Annotated in this window: 16 protein-coding genes and 1 tRNA gene; all 17 read left to right on the top strand. The window is 41.2% G+C overall.

The genetic code is table 11. The features are described 5' to 3' along the window. Positions 1 to 425: 425 nt before the first annotated feature. The 17 genes from QW128_07135 (at position 426) to QW128_07215 (ending at position 19,099) form a co-directional block, all read left to right on the top strand. Positions 426 to 501 (top strand) — tRNA-Ala (locus tag QW128_07135). A 380-nt stretch (positions 502 to 881) separates the two neighbouring features. Continuing rightward, entirely contained in the window at positions 882 to 1,178 is a 297-nt protein-coding gene (locus QW128_07140; GenBank protein ID MEM3833345.1) for a transcriptional regulator, read from the top strand. 189 nt (positions 1,179 to 1,367) lie between these two features. Next, positions 1,368 to 1,694, top strand: a complete 327-nt coding sequence (locus tag QW128_07145; GenBank protein ID MEM3833346.1) for a hypothetical protein — start codon at positions 1,368 to 1,370, stop codon at positions 1,692 to 1,694. A gap of 217 nt (positions 1,695 to 1,911) precedes the next feature. Further along, entirely contained in the window at positions 1,912 to 3,072 is a 1,161-nt protein-coding gene (locus QW128_07150) for a glycosyltransferase family 4 protein (protein MEM3833347.1), read from the top strand. Beyond that, a complete protein-coding gene (locus QW128_07155; protein ID MEM3833348.1) occupies positions 3,069 to 5,114 on the top strand; it encodes a hypothetical protein in 2,046 nt (681 codons plus the stop codon). The genes QW128_07150 and QW128_07155 overlap by 4 nt, the downstream gene beginning before the upstream one ends. A 965-nt stretch (positions 5,115 to 6,079) precedes the next feature. Continuing rightward, positions 6,080 to 7,246, top strand: coding sequence for a hypothetical protein (locus QW128_07160; GenBank protein ID MEM3833349.1), 1,167 nt, complete (start codon positions 6,080 to 6,082; stop codon positions 7,244 to 7,246). A gap of 105 nt (positions 7,247 to 7,351) precedes the next feature. Beyond that, a complete protein-coding gene (locus QW128_07165; GenBank protein ID MEM3833350.1) occupies positions 7,352 to 9,433 on the top strand; it encodes a hypothetical protein in 2,082 nt (693 codons plus the stop codon). Further along, positions 9,430 to 10,848 carry a hypothetical protein gene (locus QW128_07170; GenBank protein MEM3833351.1) on the top strand — a complete coding sequence of 473 codons (1,419 nt, stop codon included), beginning with the start codon at positions 9,430 to 9,432 and terminating at the stop codon, positions 10,846 to 10,848. The genes QW128_07165 and QW128_07170 overlap by 4 nt, the downstream gene beginning before the upstream one ends. 238 nt (positions 10,849 to 11,086) lie before the next feature. Then, positions 11,087 to 11,809 carry a glycosyltransferase family 2 protein gene (locus QW128_07175; GenBank protein ID MEM3833352.1) on the top strand — a complete coding sequence of 241 codons (723 nt, stop codon included), beginning with the start codon at positions 11,087 to 11,089 and terminating at the stop codon, positions 11,807 to 11,809. 75 nt (positions 11,810 to 11,884) lie between these two features. Then, positions 11,885 to 13,081, top strand: a complete 1,197-nt coding sequence (locus QW128_07180; GenBank protein MEM3833353.1) for an oligosaccharide flippase family protein — start codon at positions 11,885 to 11,887, stop codon at positions 13,079 to 13,081. 3 nt (positions 13,082 to 13,084) lie between these two features. Continuing rightward, a complete protein-coding gene (locus tag QW128_07185) occupies positions 13,085 to 14,182 on the top strand; it encodes a glycosyltransferase family 4 protein (GenBank protein ID MEM3833354.1) in 1,098 nt (365 codons plus the stop codon). After that, positions 14,182 to 15,228: an SDR family NAD(P)-dependent oxidoreductase gene (locus QW128_07190; protein MEM3833355.1), complete on the top strand. Its 1,047-nt coding sequence runs from the start codon at positions 14,182 to 14,184 to the stop codon at positions 15,226 to 15,228. Before QW128_07185 ends, QW128_07190 begins: the two co-directional genes overlap by 1 nt. 18 nt (positions 15,229 to 15,246) lie before the next feature. Beyond that, a complete protein-coding gene (locus QW128_07195) occupies positions 15,247 to 16,185 on the top strand; it encodes an NAD-dependent epimerase/dehydratase family protein (GenBank protein MEM3833356.1) in 939 nt (312 codons plus the stop codon). A gap of 96 nt (positions 16,186 to 16,281) precedes the next feature. Next, positions 16,282 to 17,289: a glycosyltransferase gene (locus tag QW128_07200; GenBank protein MEM3833357.1), complete on the top strand. Its 1,008-nt coding sequence runs from the start codon at positions 16,282 to 16,284 to the stop codon at positions 17,287 to 17,289. 102 nt (positions 17,290 to 17,391) lie between these two features. After that, the gene (locus QW128_07205; protein ID MEM3833358.1) at positions 17,392 to 18,555 is read left to right on the top strand and encodes a glycosyltransferase family 4 protein; all 1,164 of its coding nucleotides are present in this window, start codon (positions 17,392 to 17,394) and stop codon (positions 18,553 to 18,555) included. An 18-nt stretch (positions 18,556 to 18,573) separates the two neighbouring features. Beyond that, positions 18,574 to 18,921 (top strand): FkbM family methyltransferase, encoded by a 348-nt coding sequence (locus QW128_07210; protein ID MEM3833359.1) that lies wholly within the window; start codon positions 18,574 to 18,576, stop codon positions 18,919 to 18,921. A gap of 34 nt (positions 18,922 to 18,955) precedes the next feature. Beyond that, positions 18,956 to 19,099 carry a hypothetical protein gene (locus tag QW128_07215; GenBank protein ID MEM3833360.1) on the top strand — a complete coding sequence of 48 codons (144 nt, stop codon included), beginning with the start codon at positions 18,956 to 18,958 and terminating at the stop codon, positions 19,097 to 19,099. Positions 19,100 to 19,117: the final 18 nt, after the last annotated feature.

The following is a 19,117-nucleotide window of genomic DNA, read 5'->3' on the forward strand; positions in this document are numbered from 1 at the left end:
ACAAGACAACTAACTCATATATATCTATTATGCACTTTTAAACATTACGCACTCATAATCAGACTAACACTTATAAGCAAAAACTAACAGAAAACATGACGAAAAATAAATAAATTTGTTCACGTAGAATAAGAACCTTCAACACAATATTACGAGACGGTGAACAAACACCAGGAACCACATTAAAACCTTTAACAAATAACAAATTAAATTAAAATTGCACAAACATTAGATGAATGAGTGTTAACGTCATAGAAGCCAGTTTTTCTTCATCAAAAAAGTGAAGTGAAATCATCAAATTAATAAAAAAGAACATCAACACAAAAACAACCAAAAATATAACATGCACTACAAAACCAACTATCACACAGCACATCAACCAGTAATATCAACTTTATATTTTTCCTACACTTGACCTTAATTGTGGGCCGGTAGTTCAGCTGGGAGAATGCCCGCCTTGCACGCGGGAGGTCGCGGGTTCAAATCCCGCCCGGTCCACCAAAATTTTTAATCAAACCCTACCTCGAACTTTTAGAAGGAAATTCTACAATAAAAACAATAGAAAAACCTAGAACTTCAGTTCTAGATGAATTGTCAATAAATTAAACATTTGATTGTTGTATCAATGTTTGAGCGAAGATGAGACTATATGTTCCATTCAAGAGGCTAGTTTGACCAGCCCTTAACTCGGTACGATGAAGCACGAAACTGAAAAACCGAGAATCTCCCGACTTTAGTTGATGAGAGTGTCAAAAATAAGCAATAAAGCAAAATAAATCTAAATCCAAACCTCTCAAATATAATAAATCTTAAACAAAATAATTTGTTTACTAAATAGTTAAATTTATACGTCTCTATTCCCCAATATTTAGTGAGTTGATATGAGCAAAGATCAAATCATAGGCGGACTATTACTCGCAATATCCATAATAGTAATAATAGTCTATGGATGGATCGTCTTCCTCACATCGTGGTCATTATTCCTCCTACAATTAACAGCCTTCATCGCTATAGCCGGCATCTTCGGAATATTAGCATGGATAGGCTACACTCTAGCAACAACACCACCACCAAAACCAATAGAAGAAATCGAAAAAGAAATAGAAAGCGAAACAAAAAAACTTGAAACCACAGAACAAAAACCCCCAGAAGAACAAACCGAAAAGAAAAACCCATGACAACAAACCATACCAAAACCACTCACACAACAAATATTTTCCTCCTATAGTTAATAATTTTTATCTTTTATATGATACAATAAAAATTTTAAATACATCTTCAATTTTATTTATAAGTTTATTTATTAGCAAAGCTTATAAACTCAGTAAAGTTTATAAACTTTTAACACCACATACTTTTGATGTCGGGTGTATACCTATATTGAACTATTTAATTATATGAAGCGTGGTTTGAGGAATGGCGCATGGTTTAAACTCAAAAGGTTGGAGAAAAGCTTGTATAGAGCAACATTACTCTATGCGAAGTTTAAAAAGAGGATAATTAACAGCGAGCTCATCTCACAACTCAACACGATAATCGAAAAGCTCCTCACACCAGGCTTAAAAATCCTTAAAAGAGGCTTCGAAAGAGCAAAGAAACTGGTGGAAGCCTACAAGAAAGGTTATTTATCATGGTGCCCAGAACTCATAGAATGGCTCCAAGACCCAAAATACATCTTCTGGCTAGGACTATAACAAACAGAAAGGAGTCACACAAAAGTTAGCAAACGAATAACGCACAAAATATTAAGCACTCAAATGTATAGATAGGTGTCATGCTAAACCAGAAACTTCTATTAAGAAAGCGCGGAACAACATCAAAATTTCAAAAGACTTCCAATGAAAGATCATAGCAGTTCATTCCTCAGCAGCATAAAAGATATTGGTCAGATTCAAATAGATAGATAGTATTATGCGTATAGCTCTGGTTACGGAGACTTTTCCACCATTCAATGGTGGTTCGTCTAGACGTTATTTCGAAGTCTTTAGGAGGTTAGTCAAGAAGGGTCACGAAGTCGATGTTTTCACCGTTAGGTTGAATGAGAGTTGGAGTAAGTTCGAGGAGATCGATGGATTGAGAGTTTTTAGGACAGACATGGTTTTAAGAAATTTCATTACTTCTGATGGTTTTAGGTCTATTTCCCAAGTCCTTTTGTACACTTCTTGGGCATGGAAGCGTTTAGGAAATGAACGTTACGATATCATCGAAGCCAATCACTGCCCCATCTTCCCCACGTTCTCCTCTTGGTACCACTCTAGGGTTAATCACATACCCCTATCCGTAACTTTTCATGAAGTTTGGTTCGATCATTGGTACCACTATGTACCATCGAGCATCTATGCACCGCTGGGGATGATCATGGAGAAGGCCATGAGCCGCCTTCCATCTCTTTATATCGCTGTGAGCAGATTTACAGCCGATAAACTAGAAAAGTTGTTACATATAGATAATAGGAAGATCGTTATCATTCCCAATGGTGTTAATTTGGATATGTTCAATGGTGTCGATGTAAAGAAGGATAGAAATAAGATCATATATTTCGGTCGTTTAAATCCTCATAAGAGAGTTGACCTCCTTTTGGAAGCAATGAAGATCGTTATAGAGGATTACCCAGATGTGAAGTTAGAGATCGTTGGTGATGGTCCCATGAGAAGGTTTTATGAAGAGTATACATTGAAGAATGGATTAAAAGACCATGTGTCTTATATAGGTAATGTTAGCGATTTGGAGTTGGTGATAAAATTGAAGAGTTCGTACATATACGTTCTACCTTCCATTAGAGAGGGACAGAGTATAACGACTCTGGAGGCCATGGCCGCTGGAACTCCTCAGGTCGTCGTCATGAGCGATGATAGTGGAGCTTCTCAATTGTTACATGAGAGTAAGAGTGGCATCATCGTTCGAGCATCTGCCCTTTCCATAGCTGAGGGTATCAAGATGCTGTTGGACGATAGGAATTCATGGTTAAAGTTTCGAGATAATGGCTTGAAGTACGTGAAAAATTATACGTGGGATTTCGCCGCCGAAGAGTATAATAGGGCATATACAAGTTTGGTTAATTATATGGCATGAATATTCGTAGACCACTGTACAAGTTAATGCCCATTGTGAGTTTGATCGTAGTTTACATCATCGTTTATTACCTACTAATTTCTAACGTCCTCTTTACCAAAACTGGAGACATCGTATGGTTAAGCGCTATGAATGATTTGTGGGGAAGTTATTACAGGTACAATTCCTTCGCTATCGTAACTTTTGCATTGAATTCTCTCACATTATCACCTATGTTAAGTATGAACACAATCATTTTACTGTTCTTCATTACTCTTTTTATTCCTGGATACTTATTCATTACGAGAATTGCTAAAAATGCGTTTTTAGGATTTTTGGCCGGTATACTTTTCTTAGCATATCCAATTAACATTCAGCTTATTGAAGAATCTAAGTACGATATCTTCTCCAGCATCGTAGTATTGGGCATCACCATGTACGTTTTTTACTCGATCTGTGATAGGCACGATGTTCGTGCTTTGCTCATTCTATTCACTTCATCTTTAGTAGTTAGTCTATTTTCTCCATACAGTGGCATGGTATACTTCCTTTCCATTTTTGTGTATTATGTTAGAGACCTTATTAAGGGTAATACTAAGTTTTTGGGCAACGTCCTCTCCGTTTCTCCATCCCTTCTATTATATTTTCTGCTACATAGAGAACCCATCGGTAGTGAGTTTATTAGTCTAGAACTCCTCCCTCTGTTCTTCTTAGTCTCCTCCGGTATCATAGGAATGTTGTACATGCACGCTCACCTTATTAATGGGAAGGGCAACATTGTACTGCTATCATGGTTCATCGGCATCATCCTTGCGTCTTTACTGAGCTTTGACGCTGGTGTGTTTTTAATTTACGGTCAATACCCTCTGGTAATTTATGCCATATTTTTACTTGGCTTTGGCGCTCGTAATCTCTACAGCATAGTTAAGAGGGAGGGCGAAGAACTCACAGTTGAGATAGATGTGCTTAAGTTGGGTGCCATCCTATTGACCACACTTCTCTTCATTTCTAGCGTAGTAGCATCCATAAACGTCTATGGTACTTCCATCAATTCGAGCAGATTATTCCTCGATATATATGGAAATAATGATCTGATCGAAGCACTCAATTGGATTTCAAAAAACACAGATAGAAATGCCGTGATAGTTTCAGAGTATCCGTTGGGTTCTTGGATAAATCTCTACACTGGCAGACCAACTCTTGAGAACAAACCCAGTAGTTTAAACATCAGCATGAAGGATTTCTTGTCCAGCTACGATGCCGATAGTATTTTGAATTCCAACTTTGAGATTAGGAACAGGTACATCCGCGTTAGAGATTGGAGTCCCGTAGCTCCACAACGAGATCCAGTTATTGGCTCTAGTGATGGTTATAATTATGTGGATTTCCTATACATTGACGAAAATCATGCCAAGGTGAAGTACGTCTTAGATGGAAAAACAGTCGAACCCGATTTCTACAATTACAAGAGTACACATTCTGAGTGGATCTATAGAAATGATAGTAGTGCAATGCTCCACCATGTTTATCTGTTGGATGGCGTTAGGATCGATAAGTATCTGACAGTTAGTAGAAGTTCAGAAGTGAAAATAGTATACAATGTGACCGGAGGAAGTGATGTAAGGATCTTAGGTTTCAGTTTAAAGTTGTGGATTCCTTGGGAGAGAAAGTTGGGATTCACTCAAGTAAAGAACAATACTTTCAGTGTATCGATGGATTCAGGCGATTACCAGGTTATCGTGAGTAGCAGGTTAATGAATATGAGCTTTGGTCCAGACGAGAAGTGGACTCAGTATAGATTGTTGTGCAATTATGAACCTATCGGGAACAACATTTACACCGAAATCATCGTGAAAGCTCTAAATGCAAAGAGTGTATCATGGATGGATGATAAGATCGTAGCAATTTCTGCCGACGAGTTGATGGCTAAGTATAGAGTCGCATACTTGGTTGTTCCTACGATCATCAAGAAGGAGTTCATGGATAGATTTGGGTTAGACTACAGTAGGTTCAAATCTCAATTCGAGAATGAGAAGATAACCATCTATAAGGTAACACTATGAAGCTCAGGACCTTCGTAGGGATCGTCGCTCCCATTCTGATAAATTCTATAATATATTACAACGTTTTCTGGAAAGATGCATTTCCTCCCATAAACGATCCTGCAATATGGTTAAAGTATGCGAATGCATTGCTGGGGAACACTTATCCGTTGTGGAATCAAACCGTTCTTCAATATCCACCATTCTTTAACATGCTACTAGCATTGCTCATCATGCTAACTAATGATCCTCTGCTATCCGTGAAGTTCCTCGGTATACTCTTGATCATCGTTCTACCCCTAGCTTCTTATCCCATGGCCAAGGAGCTATCTGGGAGTGAATTTGGTGGCATAGCATCAGTATGGCTCTTCAGCTTCCATCCTTCCCTTGCTGAGATGTACGGTTGGGGTGGCTATCCAAACCTACTCGCTATCATGTTTTTGCTATTATCAGTTTATTTTCTCTATAGAACGTACGTGCACAATGATAAAAAATCGATGATCTGTGGCTTGATTACCGCTTCTCTCTTAGTTCTAACCCACCATCTGACCACAATCGTATATGATGCTTTAGCTTTTGCGTGGTCGTTCATAGTTTTATATAGATACCTGGTCGGTAAGCCTTTCCCTGGAAGTAGAAGAATCATTTTCATCTTTTTTGTATCCGGCGTAGTTTTCGTTACGTGGAGAATCATTGCTGGACCCTTTCAATACATACTCTTCAATTATTCTTCCCTTTTCATTAGACCCTTCAATCTGGATGCATTCTGGTGGATATTCAAGGATCCGATCGTAACTACTCTATTGTTCATCATGAGCACCATAGGTTTCACATCCTTGTACCTTACTGATGTAAATATGAGGGATTTCCTAATGATCTTACTCGTCTGGATCATCTCCCCCTTTCTCTTCACTCAATCGTACATAGTTGGTATAGCCTTAGATTACAGGAGATTTCCAATGTTTTCCGTTCCTCCCCTATTGTTATTGAGTTCTTCCGTTGTAAGATTATTATCCCCTTTAGATTGGATCAAGAAGTTCGATGGATCAGTTCATATCGATGCCAGTAAGGCTCTACTGATTGGATTGCTAATTACACTAATTACTATGAATTTTATCAGTGGTGTTGTAATGCCTGGTAAGGTCTACGATTATTTTCACTACCTCAGCGATTATGCCTATGGTGTCAATGAAAAGTTGGATGCTCTGAATTGGATACGTTACAATACCGAACCCAACAGCACCTTTGTAGCAGATGAATTCATCGGAAGATGGATTGAAGGTTATGCAGATAGGAGAGTCCTCATGACCCTTTCCCCCTATCAGATATTCATAGTTGGAGAGTACGAGAGGTACGAGGCATCTAAGCTGGTGATGGATGGTAACATAGAATTGAGGAACGAATATCTGAGGATCCTAGACACATCTAAACACGATGGTAACGAAATTTTATGGATAAGTACATCCGATGGTTTGGATTACAATGGAATCGTGTATTTGATAGATGGAACGTTCGACGTCATCTTCACGTATTCTGGAAATGTATGGGTCGAATCTCCATACAGAGCAAACATAACTAGTGTGAATTGGCTCGTGAGGAACAATACTGAGGCTAGCATAGAAGTAAAGTATAGATCTAAATCTTTAGAGATCGTTAGGATCATCGATTTAAAGGCCAATTCAAAAGTCGTCGTGGTTAGGTACATTGTCAAACCCATCATAGGTGCCACGCTGTTGAAGGCACATCTTCCCATATGGATACCCTACAGTAGTAAATTAGACGATGTATTGTTCTACAACGGCACATTGCATGCATACGTTAACGGTGTTCCCTTTTATGTAAGAATATTGAACGGGAATAGTAGTTATGAAGTCGGTCCCGATAATAAGTGGGGACAGACAAGAATTCAATACACGTTCAATGCCTCCAACAATATGATCGATTACAGAGTTGAATTGACATTTCCCAACGCTAAGAAGAGTGTATGGGGCTACGACCTTTACGCTTCCACATTCGATGAAGTAGTGAATAAGTACAATGTTAGCTACATAGTTTTATCCAAAGTGAAAGATGATTTCATCAGGTTTCTGAAAGATCCTAGGATGGTCGTTGCATATGAGAATGATAAGATAATCATATTCAAGGTGAAATAGATGCAATTTCATCGCAAACAGCGGGATTGGACCGTTAGGACCCTCCTATTCCTATCTTTCCTCATACCATTCGCCTATTCGTGGTACTACCTGTCCAGTAGAACAATGCCCATGTGGAGCGACCCAGGCGAGTGGCTCAAGTATTCGAACGCCATAGAAGCCCATTTAGCTTTAACGATCGGATTAAATGAGGATGTTTACAAATATATGCTGTATCCCATGTGGAATCAGGGAGTCTGGCAGTATCCACCCCTCTTCTTCATAATCCTAATCCCATTGATAAAACTGCTCAATCCATTCTTAGCTCTAAAGTTGATGGGTAGCCTCCTCTTGTCCCTGCAACCCATACCAACATACTTCATATCCAAGAGGATCACAAAATCTAGGATTGGAGGTTTATTGGCAGCTTACATATCTTCTTTGATGCCTTTATACCTTGAAATGTACGGCTGGGGTGGTTATCCGAACCTAATGGGTTTTCTCTTACTGGCCACGAACATCTACTTCACTCTAGCCGCCATCGAGGAAGGAGGAAAGAAGTATTTTTCTTTGATGCTCTTAACGAGTATGCTGATACCCCTGACCCATCACCTGACCACCGGTATACACCTGGGCGTTCTTGGATTATGGATGATCATGATGAACATGATGAAGAAGCTTAGTGAGATCAGGTATTTAGCGTACAATTTTTGCACTAGCTCGGCAACGTTGTTTTTATATAGGATCATCCTCGCATATCCATCTCAGTTCGTTACATTCAACGAGGCTGCCTACTACAGCTTACGAGTAGATTTTTTGAACACCATAGTTTGGCTCTTCAAATCTCCTATCCTTATGAGTATAGTAATCATCATAGCTATCTACCTATTCCTAAAGAGAAATATCCTAGATAGAAGATACCAAGCATTACTGCTAAGCTGGACACTCTTCCCCGTGCTTGCTACACAAGGTTACTTATTCAATTTTACAATAGATTACAATAGAGTGTTCTTCTTTGCGGTTCAACCTATACCCTTGATAGTGGCGTCGCCCTTCACCTCCATCAACTCATTGGATTTGAACGGCATGTTTGGATCGATAAATTACAGTTCCATCAAGAAGTATACCGTGGCAATTGCAATTATAGTGATCGTTGTGCTATCTCCATTTCTGTTCCTCCTCGCAGGTTTTGAGACCATGAGGAATGTAGTAGGATGGTATAGTTCTCAAGATCCTTACGGTGATATCGACAAGGCTGCGGCATTAAAATGGATACGTTACAATACCGAACCCAACAGCACCTTTGTAGCAGATGAATTCATCGGAAGATGGATTGAAGGTTATGCAGATAGGAGGACACTCCTCTACATGGAACCAAGGTTCCTCTTCATAGAGGGACAGTTAGATAGATATTACATAGCTTCGTCCATCCTACTTTCCAATCATGAGATAAGAAATAAATACTTTAGAGTCATGGACCAAACTCCGTATAGTACCAGTTTTAGCCCATCATTATTTGTTTGGTCGAAAGGAGAGTACAAAGAGACCCTGTTCGTCAACGATACTAGACTAAACCTAGAAACCTCCAATAAGACTTATTCAGTAGGCGAGAACAAAACTAAAGCAGAAGTCTCTGTCAAAAGCGATCGGGATTCTTCGAAGATAATAACAACTTATAACATTATGAACAGGACTTCAATGATAACCTCAATAGTAAAGACCATTGAGGTTTACGAGAAACCTCAAGCAACCTTGAAGTACGACGTGCATAATGTGAGTGGAAATATGACGATAGAACTCAACGTATTCCCTTCGAGAAAGGTGAGCTTGGTCGAAATTACTCCTAGACTAATAACATTACATTTGGACATTGGAGTAGTGAGAATAAGCATCAACACGCCATCTCGAATAGAGAATCCTACTGAGCATACTCTATTGATAACATCCAAGATGAATGATAGTTTTCCATTAATCATAACAGTGAGCACCTCCGGTGATGAGTATAATAAAAATTTAAATGACATAATACTAATTAGAAGTAACGAACTGATAAACGATTATGGCATCGATTACATAGTTGTTCCCAGAGTTAAGAATATGAGATTGTCAACTTGGGATGTTTACCAGTTTTTACTAAAGAAGTACGAAGTTAGCTACGTAAATGATAGAGTCATAATCCTATCGTCAGGTAGGAATACTTCAGCATGAATTCAAGTAAAAAACTGAACATTGTTATAAACGATAAGTTATTCATGCTAACAGCATTCGCCGTTGGAGTGGTGATTAGAGTCATACCTGAGATTCAATTTCCATATCCGATAGGGTTCGATACACCGCTATACCTCGCTATGGGAAAATATTACGCGCATCATTTACTACCATTTCCACTATTCTATACTCTACTTGGGGTATTATACCTAATGGGGATGGATCTATTGTATGCAATAAAGATCTTACCAACGTTGGTATACGGTCTGTTAGCTTTCTCCGTATTCAGGTTCGCTAAGAATTATCTAACATGGAGCAATGAAAAGTCCCTCCTAACAACCATTAACGCAGCATTGTCAGTTGCACTGTTGAGGATGTCGTGGGATATGCACAAGCTAACTTTGGGGATTGCATTGATACTCCTCACATTATCATACTTGAAAGAGGTAAAGGATGAGAAGAAGCTCCTTCCATTCTTCATCCTATCAGTATTGACAATCTTTTCACATGAATTGATCACAGTAACATATCTTGCAATCCTATCAGTCTTACTAATACATGGTAATTTTAAAGATAAGATGCCCTTTCTAACAACATTGATATTTGGTTTACTCGCGTTTCTGGGAGTATGGTATATAAATGATTTGAATAGAGTGTTTAGATGGATATTTGATGCCTTTAAATCAGTGCCATTCTCCAATTCAATTCCGGAACTTTATTTCAACGGAGGACTGATTGCAAAATTATACCTTCTATCGATCCCCCTGTGTGCTGTGGGATTCTTCAAGGATAAGATCTTGAGTACATGGTTGACGTTTACGTTTCTTGGTTCCATTTCAACGATACTATCACCAACTTTCTTATTGGGCGGAATACTCCCATGGAGATATATTCTTCTATTAACCATTCCAATTTCCATGTATGCTAGCAATGGTATTGCAAAAGTGAGTAACGGAATTAAAAAGATATCCAATAAGTTGAAAGGTAAATCCGTACCATTTGCCTTCATTCTTATAATATTAATCAACATACCTACCGTCTCATTTCTTGGAGTTACAAATTGGCCACAGATCTATACATCCGAAAGCATAATACCCTCTAACATGATTCAGACATCTATACCGATCTACGACATTGAGCCAACCATAAACCTTCTAAAGAGAATAAATGGTAATACAACTCTATTGATTTATGGAGATTTCGTAGGATGGGCATCGTATTATAGTAATGCCAACATAATTACCTTCGGAGGAACTTATGGAATTAAACCAACATTAAAGGATGCATTAAGCCTGATAAAAGACAAGACCGATGTATACTTGCTTTATTGGGATGATGAGTCAGCTGGAAAGTTAGGGTTTAGAGTAATAGCTACGGATAATCATCTAAAATTATACAAATATTTTGGTGAATAAATCATTAGAAAGATCAGGCTTAGACTTTCCCCTTCGAAAATCAAAAGGTATTTCAAGGAGAATCTTGGAACTCCATTCATCATCGGCTTTCAAGCTCTCCTGCTAGCTTGTGCAAGCCTACTAGCTCTTGGAAATTCGAGTTTAGCGAATGATGTTGCAGTGTATGCTTACTACCTACTGGTCATCGGAGTCGTTCTGCAACTAATCTCATTTGTAAAGCATGGAAAGGAGCATGAGAATGAAAGGTAATCCAAAGCTTTCAGTAATCCTACCGGCTTACAATGAGGGAGATACCATTCAAGAGGCAATTGGGAAGATCGATCGTATCCTCAAGAATGTAAAGCTCGATTACGAGCTCATCGTGGTGGACGATGGAAGCTTGGACGATACTCGAATGAAAGCAGTTAACTATGCTAATAACAATGCTCACGTGAGGGTGATCGGCTATGGAAGGAACATGGGAAAGGGGTATGCCATGAAGACCGGGTTCGAGCATGCGAAGGGTGACTCGGTCATCTTTCTGGATAGCGATCTAGACATTGATCCGAGGCAGATCGTCCGTTATGTTGAGGCTTTGAGATTTGGGGATGTGGTTGTAGCCTCCAAGTGGCATCCCCAGTCAAGGGTGGAGATGCCGTTGATGCGGAAGTTTCTAAGTTTCGGTTTTAATGCTTTGGTTAAGCTTTTAACTGGGATTAAGCTGAGGGACACTCAGACTGGACTTAAAGCGGTTAGAAGGAAAAGCCTAGAGAGGGTGTTTTCAAGGCTGGCAGTTAAGCGTTTCGCGTTCGATGTGGAGTTGCTGGCCCTTGCGAACCTTTATGGCTTAAAGGTTGTCGAGTTGCCGGTTGAAATTCGGCTTACACGTAAGCTCTTCAGCCTTAGGGAGGTATGGAGGATGTTCATAGACCTGCTTGGGATAGCGTACAGGCTAAGGGTTCTCAAATGGTATCAGCGTTAGGGGCAGCTTCTTTGGCCAGTGTTGATGCGAGTGAGCAGTTATGACTGAGCGCTGGCCGCGGCGTTTGCAGTTGTCCTGTCTGGAGACTTTTTTCAGCTTGAGGTGTGGAAGGTTTACGCCGTTCTCTGTATGATCTCCGTTGGGTTTGTGTTGGACCTGACTAATTATTACGGAGCTTTAATGTTCGGGTTAGGAATGTACTCGACTGTAATGGCGCAGAACGTGATATTCTCATGTTCAAGCCGTGTCTTGGGTTTGTTGTTCGCTTACTTAGGGCATGGTTTGGTTGGGGTTTCAGCAGGCTTCCTAGCTGGGGCTCTTCTCTGCCTTTCCTACTCCATGAGCATTGTGAAGGGTAAGTTAAAGGAGCCTTATGGCGTTTTCCCCTACGGGAAACTGCTTTCTTACAGCTTGCCCCTCTACGCTTATGGGCTTATCGGGCTTGGCTTAACATGGGCTGACCTGCTGGTTCTACAGTTGATGGCCGGAAGCCTTCCCCTCACCGGGGTTTACTACCTCGTCACAGCCAGCACCAATGTTCTAAGCGTCCTTTGGAGCCCCATAGCTTCAGCCCTCTTCCCAGCCATGTCGGCGCATGGAAGCGCCAATTCTCTGGGGTTGAAGGAGGCTGTTGAGCAATCCCTGAGGGTGATCACGGCGCTGGTAATGCCAATTAGCATGGCTTTGGTCTCGGCATCTGCAACGGCTATAGCAATCGCATATGGAGAGGACTATCTGCCGGGCGCCCTACCATTTTCCCTTGTGGCTGCAGTTGCCGTTTTTGCGGCTTACTCATCAATTTTCACAACGCTACTTCAATCTGTTGGAAAAACTCTGGAGGTAGCCTATATTGGAGGCCTTTCCATGCTGTCAGGCATCAGCCTAGCCTTAATCCTCGTAAAATACTTTAACTTGATTGGAGTAGCCCTAGGCAGAATACTGATGACCCTGACGGCATTCGCGTTGAGCTACAGGTTTGCAAGGAAAATTGTAAACTTCACGTTTGACGGGTATTCCATTAAGCGATCTCTAATGGTTACGCTGTGTACAGCGCCAATCTTGCTTGGAATGGACGCCTTAATGAGGGTTCAACATCTACAATTGGTTTACACAGCCATTGTGGATGTAGCATTATTCGTAACGTTAGGAGTGGCAAGCTTGCTCTTTTGGAAACCACTAACCCTCAGTGATGTTGAGGTCATCGAAAAGGCTATGCCGCCAAGCCTGGGCAAGGTGCTCTCTTTACTGAGGTGCGGCGCTAAGCAGGGATGAAAAGTGGAAACTTTAAAAATTCTTATATTTAATTGGCGCTGCTGGCTTAACCCCGAGGCTGGCGGGGCTGAGGTTTTCACCTACGAAGTTGCTAAAAGGTGGGTTGAGGCCGGGCACGACGTTACGCTGTTTACCTCCGAGTTCCCGAACTGCGTGAAGGAGGAGGTCATGGATGGGGTTAGAGTTGTTAGGGACGGTGGAAAGTACTCGGTTTACTGGAAAGCTAAAAAGTACTACAAGAAGCGCTTCTCGAAGGAGGGTTACCACGTCGTAGTCGACGAGATTAATACTAGGCCCTTCCTTACGCCTAAGTTCGTGAATAATGGGGAGAAAGTCGTCGCCTTAATTCACCAGCTGGCCAAGGAGTACTGGTTTTACGAGGCCCCTTTCCCGATAAGTTACATTGGTTGCCATTTCCTTGAGAAAGGATGGTTGAGAAGTTATGTCGACGTGCCGACGGTTACCGTCTCTGAAAGCACAAGGCGGGATTTGCTAGATTTAGGGTTTAAGGAAGTTTTTGTTGTTCCTGAAGGAGTAAACTTCAAGCCTTTAAGCGAAGTTCCAGAGAAGGAGAGCCATCCCGCTGTTGTTTACGTTGGACGTTTGAAGAAGGCTAAGCGTCCAGACCATGCCATTAAGGCTTTTAAAATCGTTAAGGAGAAAATGCCAGAAGCCGAATTGTGGGTTGTAGGTGATGGCTACTTTAGGAGGGCTTTAGAGAGGATGGCTTCTGATGGTGTCAGGTTCTTTGGTTTTGTTAGCGATGTTGTTAAGCGTGACTTGGTTAGGCGGGCTTGGGTTTTGGTTAATCCAAGTATCCGTGAAGGTTGGGGCTTAAATGTTGTTGAGGCTAATGCGCTTGGAACACCTTGTGTGGCTTATGATGTGGCTGGCTTAAGGGACAGCGTTAAAAATGGCAAAACAGGGTTACTGGCTAAGGACGGCGACATTAAAGATTTAGCAGAAAAAATCACTAATATTTTAGAGGATGACGAGTTAAGGAAGACGCTGAGCAAGAACGCATTAGAATATGCGAAGCAGTTCAGCTGGGACAAAACAGCGGAAGAGTTCATGAAAATTATTGAGGAGGCAAGATCTTAATGAAAATACTTGTCACCGGCGGAGCAGGCTTCATAGGATCCCATGTAGCGGAGCACTACGCAAAAGAAGGGAACGAAGTTGTAGTCTTTGATAACCTCTCCAGAGCCAGAGTTCTCGGGAAAAGCGTAGGAGATCCACTTTACAATTGGAATTACTTGAAAAAGAGCTACACCAACGTCACCTTGGTTAGGGGGGACGTAAGGAACTTTGAGGAAGTTAGGGCCAACTCGAAGGGTGTGGATGTAATAGTACACGCGGCAGCTCAGGTGGCGGTTACCACTTCCCTAAGCGATCCTAGGACGGATTTTGAGGTCAACGCCTTGGGCACGTTTAACGTCCTTGAGGCTGCCCGCCTAAACAACGCTTCCATGGTCTTTCTCAGCACGAACAAGGTTTACGGGGAAAACGTTAACAAGATTCCGGTAAAAGAGGAGGGGAAACGTTATTGCTTTGCTGATGAGAGGTATAGAAACGGCCTACCTGAAACTTTCCCAGTGGACCTGTGCGGGCATAGCCCTTACGGTTGCTCAAAGTTATCCGCTGACATCTACGTTCAAGACTATGCCCATACATACGGGCTGAAGACAGGAGTGTTCCGCCTATCCTGCATTTACGGTGAAAGGCAGTTCGGCGTAGAAGACCAAGGTTGGCTATCTTGGTTTGTGATAGCGACCTTGACGGATAGGCCCATAACAATATACGGCGATGGTAAACAGGTAAGGGACGTGCTTTACGTAGGCGATTTAATCGAGGCGTTCGACAAGTTCCTAAATTCAAACCTTAAGCATGAGGTGTTTAACGTTGGCGGAGGCCCGAAGAACACCGTTTCGTTGCTTGAACTCCTCGACCTTCTTAAGGACTTAACGGGTAAGCATCCTAAGGTATCCTTCGCTGATTGGAGGCCGGCGGATCAGAAAGTCTACGTATCGGATATATCTAAGGCTGAAAGGCTTCTTAAGTGGTCACCTAAAGTAGATCCAAGGATAGGTATTAAGCGAATGATAAAATGGATTTCGGGGAATTTGGCACTTTTTAGGCAGAGATAATTTAGAGGCGAATTTGAGATGAAAGTTTTAGTCACAGGCGGTGCCGGATTCATAGGTAGTCATATAGTTGACCTCTTACTCAAAAAAGGATATGAAGTATATATCATCGATGATCTCTCCACAGGAAGGAGATCCAATGTACCTAACGGAGCTCACCTTGAAGTTAAATCCATAACTGAAATATCAGGTGACGATGTGAAGGGCTTTGATGCAGTCATACACTGTGCAGCCCAGGTTTCAACATTTAAGTCGATAGACTATCCTGAGGAGGACTTCAAGAGGAATGCATTGGGAACATTTAGGGTTCTTGAAGCCTTGCGAAAGCACAATACCAATGCCCTTTTCATTTACACAAGCAGTCGGAGCGTTCATGGTAATATACCCGCACCATATATAGCCGATGAATCCTGGCCGTATAACCCTTCAACCTTCTATAATGTTCACAAGATATACGGGGAGATGCTTTGCAAAATATACGGTGAGCTTTATGGAATCAATTACGTGATACTTAGACCTAGCAATGTATATGGGCCCAGACAGCCATACTGGGTGGGAGGCTGGTATAATTTCATAGCGTTTTGGATAAAGCTTGCCCTTGAGGGAAAGCCTATTCCTATTTACGGAACAGGAGAGCAGATTCGAGACTACACGTACGTTGAAGATACTGCCAGAGCCTATCTTCTCGCCTTAGAGAATCGAGATGCTGCGCGAGAAACTTTCCTCTTGCCAACAGGAAGAGGAGTAAGCTTAAATCAATTAGCTGACCTAGTTCTTTACTTTACTAAAGCTAATGCTGGTAAGGAATATCTTTCACCTCGCAAGGGGGACATAGCCCGTTTCGTGGGAAGTTACAGGAAAGCTAAGGATATATTGGGATGGGAGCCAAAAGTAAGTCTTGAAGAAGGACTAAAAAAAGAAATTGAATGGGTAAAAAATGAGCTTGCTGACACGTTATAGCGCGCGGAAATGGTGCTGAATTGGACGCCCTAAAGTAAGCCCTGTCAAAGTGTAAAAAGTTCATCAAAACTAGGTCTCGAATAAATCTCTCCAGCGATGAAAGTATTACTTCTGGGCTCACACATGAACTATAATTTAGAGCATTACGTTTACATGAACCTAGTTAGGCTTGGCCATGACGTGAGGTTTTACGGCTACAAGGAGAAGCTGAGAAGGTTGGCAAACCCCGTTAGAATGACAATCACGAGATCAAAGATGGCTCGAGATATAGCAAACATGCTTTGGCTTAATAAGGTAAATGAGGATATAAAAGAGGTAGCTGAGAAATTTCGCCCGGATCTTGTTTTGTCGATAAAGGGGGAGGTAGTAAAACCTAGCACTGTAGAGTGGATTAAAAGAGAGCTTAACGCAAAGACTGCCTTATGGTACCCTGATGATCCAAGATTCTTTAACAGCTTAGTCAGATACATTGCATCAACCTACGATTACGTTTTCACAGCATCCGAGAGAATTATTCCGGCGTATAAGGAATTTGGATGTAGAAATGTCCATTTCCTTCCATTTGCATGCGAGCCAACAGTGCACAAAAAGGTGAAACTCAACGAGGAAGAAAGGAGGAAGTATGAAGCTGATATTGTCTTCGTTGGAACATATACACGAAGAAGGGCTAAGCTCATTAATGCGCTAGAAAATGCCGGCATAATGGTTAAGGTTTACGGGCCCTACTGGAAGTATTTCAAGTGCGGAGATAACGTAGATGATGGGATCTACGGCCCTGAGATGGTAAAGGCCTTTAATGCAGCTAAGATTGTGCTTAATGTACACGTAAAGGACGATGTACCTTATAAAGTCAACATGAGAGCATTTGAGGCTACTGGTAGCGGTTCCTTTCTCTTAACTGACAAAACCGATGGAATTGAGAAAATGTTTGATTTGAATGAAGAAGTTGCAGCGTATGAAGGTGGGAAAGATCTTGTCGAGCTGGCTAAGTATTACATAGACTCTAATGATGAAAGGGAAGAAATCGCATATAAAGCACAGGAGAAAGCTTACAGAAAACACACTTACGGGAACCGCGTTAATAGGATTTTGGAGGTAATCTGATGGGCGCGCTATATATTAGGTATACTAATCACGAAACTCATTGAAGCCGTAGGCTTAGCGATTGGATCATGCATGCGAATTAAAAGTTCATCCTGAAACATTATGAAAGTAGCCTTACTCGTTGATGAGCTTCCAACCAGTAGCGCTCCTAAGATAGTAGGTGAAGAAGCATACCACCTAGAGAGGCTTGGCGTTAAGTGTGACGTATATGTGCTTAAGTACAAGGTCTCGGAGATCCCTCCAGTTCATGCTGAGAGCATCAATCTTAAACATCTGGATGAGAATCTAGGCCTCCTACGGAAGATATGTGAATGGAGAGTTCCTTCCTTTTCCTTCTTTTCGCTGTATCACATTGCTTACCCCTGCATACTTTCCGGAAAAGCAAGCAAAGTACTGGCTAAATATGATGTAGTTATATCACACTTTGGTTCAACTTTACTTACATCTAGGCTATCTCTTAAAAGAACGATGAAGGCTTTCTATTGTTGGGATCCACTCTCATATATTTTTGAGAAAGCATATATGGAGAGTTGGTCGAAAGTTAAACGAAAAGTGCTGTCATCTATAGGCTCTCACCTTGACAAGTGGTTACTTTCAAAATTTGATATGATAATTCTTCCATCAAAATTCCACCTTCAAAGAATTATGAACTTTAACATCAATAAACCCATTAGAGTAGTATATCCTGGAACAGATGTTACAAGAAGCATACCCAAGGAAAGAGGAGATTACCTCTTAGCAGTGGCACGTTGGGAGAGAGGTAAAAATCCATTTTTCTTTATCAAGATAGCTATTAAGCTCAAGAGGGACTTCAGTAAAAATTTCAAAATTATTATGGTTGGACCATGGAGTTCGCATATTACTCTAGAGGAATTTCGAAAAAGTGCTAAGAAAGCAGATGTTTTTGATGTCTTCAAAATTGTAGGGCCGAAATATGGGTCAGAACTTAAGGAACTTTACATCAAAGCCAGATGTTTGATACATGCTAAGACCGAAGCATTTGGCTTTACTGGTTTAGAAGCAGCTGCTCATGGATGTCCCATAATATTTCCTAAAGGATCGGGGGTTACAGAATTGTTCATACATGGCGAACATGGATACTTTCCTAAAGAAGGAGTCACGGAAGAATATGCCGAATACATAAGTAGGCTCCTAGATGATGAAAGACTTGCTTGGAAAATGGGATATGAGGCTTGGAATGTGGCCAAGAATTACACATGGGAAAATCACGCTAGGCAGTTAGAAGATGTAATTAAGCGATACTGAGAGCATCAACAGCGCGCTATGAAGACGACATTAAAGTTTAAGGGACTGAAGTTTGTAGTCCCAATAGAGACTGAAAGTTTCTGGCCTTACTACGGAATATGTTTTGTAGGCGAATACGCCCCGATCCTAAGCAACATTAAAAGGTCGGACATTGTCTTGGACGCTGGAGCGAACGCCGGCATATTTACTTTACTTGCAAGCAAAAAGGCGAAGAAGATCATCGCCGTAGAGCCAGACCCTGAGAATTTCAGTTATCTCGTTAAGATCATCTATTTGAACGGTGTCAAAAACGTTGTTTCTATAAGGGAGGCATTATCAGACTACGTTGGAAAAGGTTATCTTTCTGGGAAAGGGCTTTCAGCCTAGAAATGTCGAAATATCGAGGGAAAAGGTATTTGGTGTGCCAAAGATATATCATGCACATCCTACAACACACATACATACCGCAACGTGCAGAGCTCTTACAGAGCTACTAAAGTATTATGGTTTCAATATACTCTCAATTAGGGGCTCCACGAAAATCGTAGGACCATGGGTGGTCTAACTGTCAAGATTTTGAGAG

It is taken from the genome of Thermoprotei archaeon, assembly GCA_038881895.1.
Lineage (GTDB): Archaea > Thermoproteota > Thermoprotei > Gearchaeales > WAQG01 > JAVZOV01.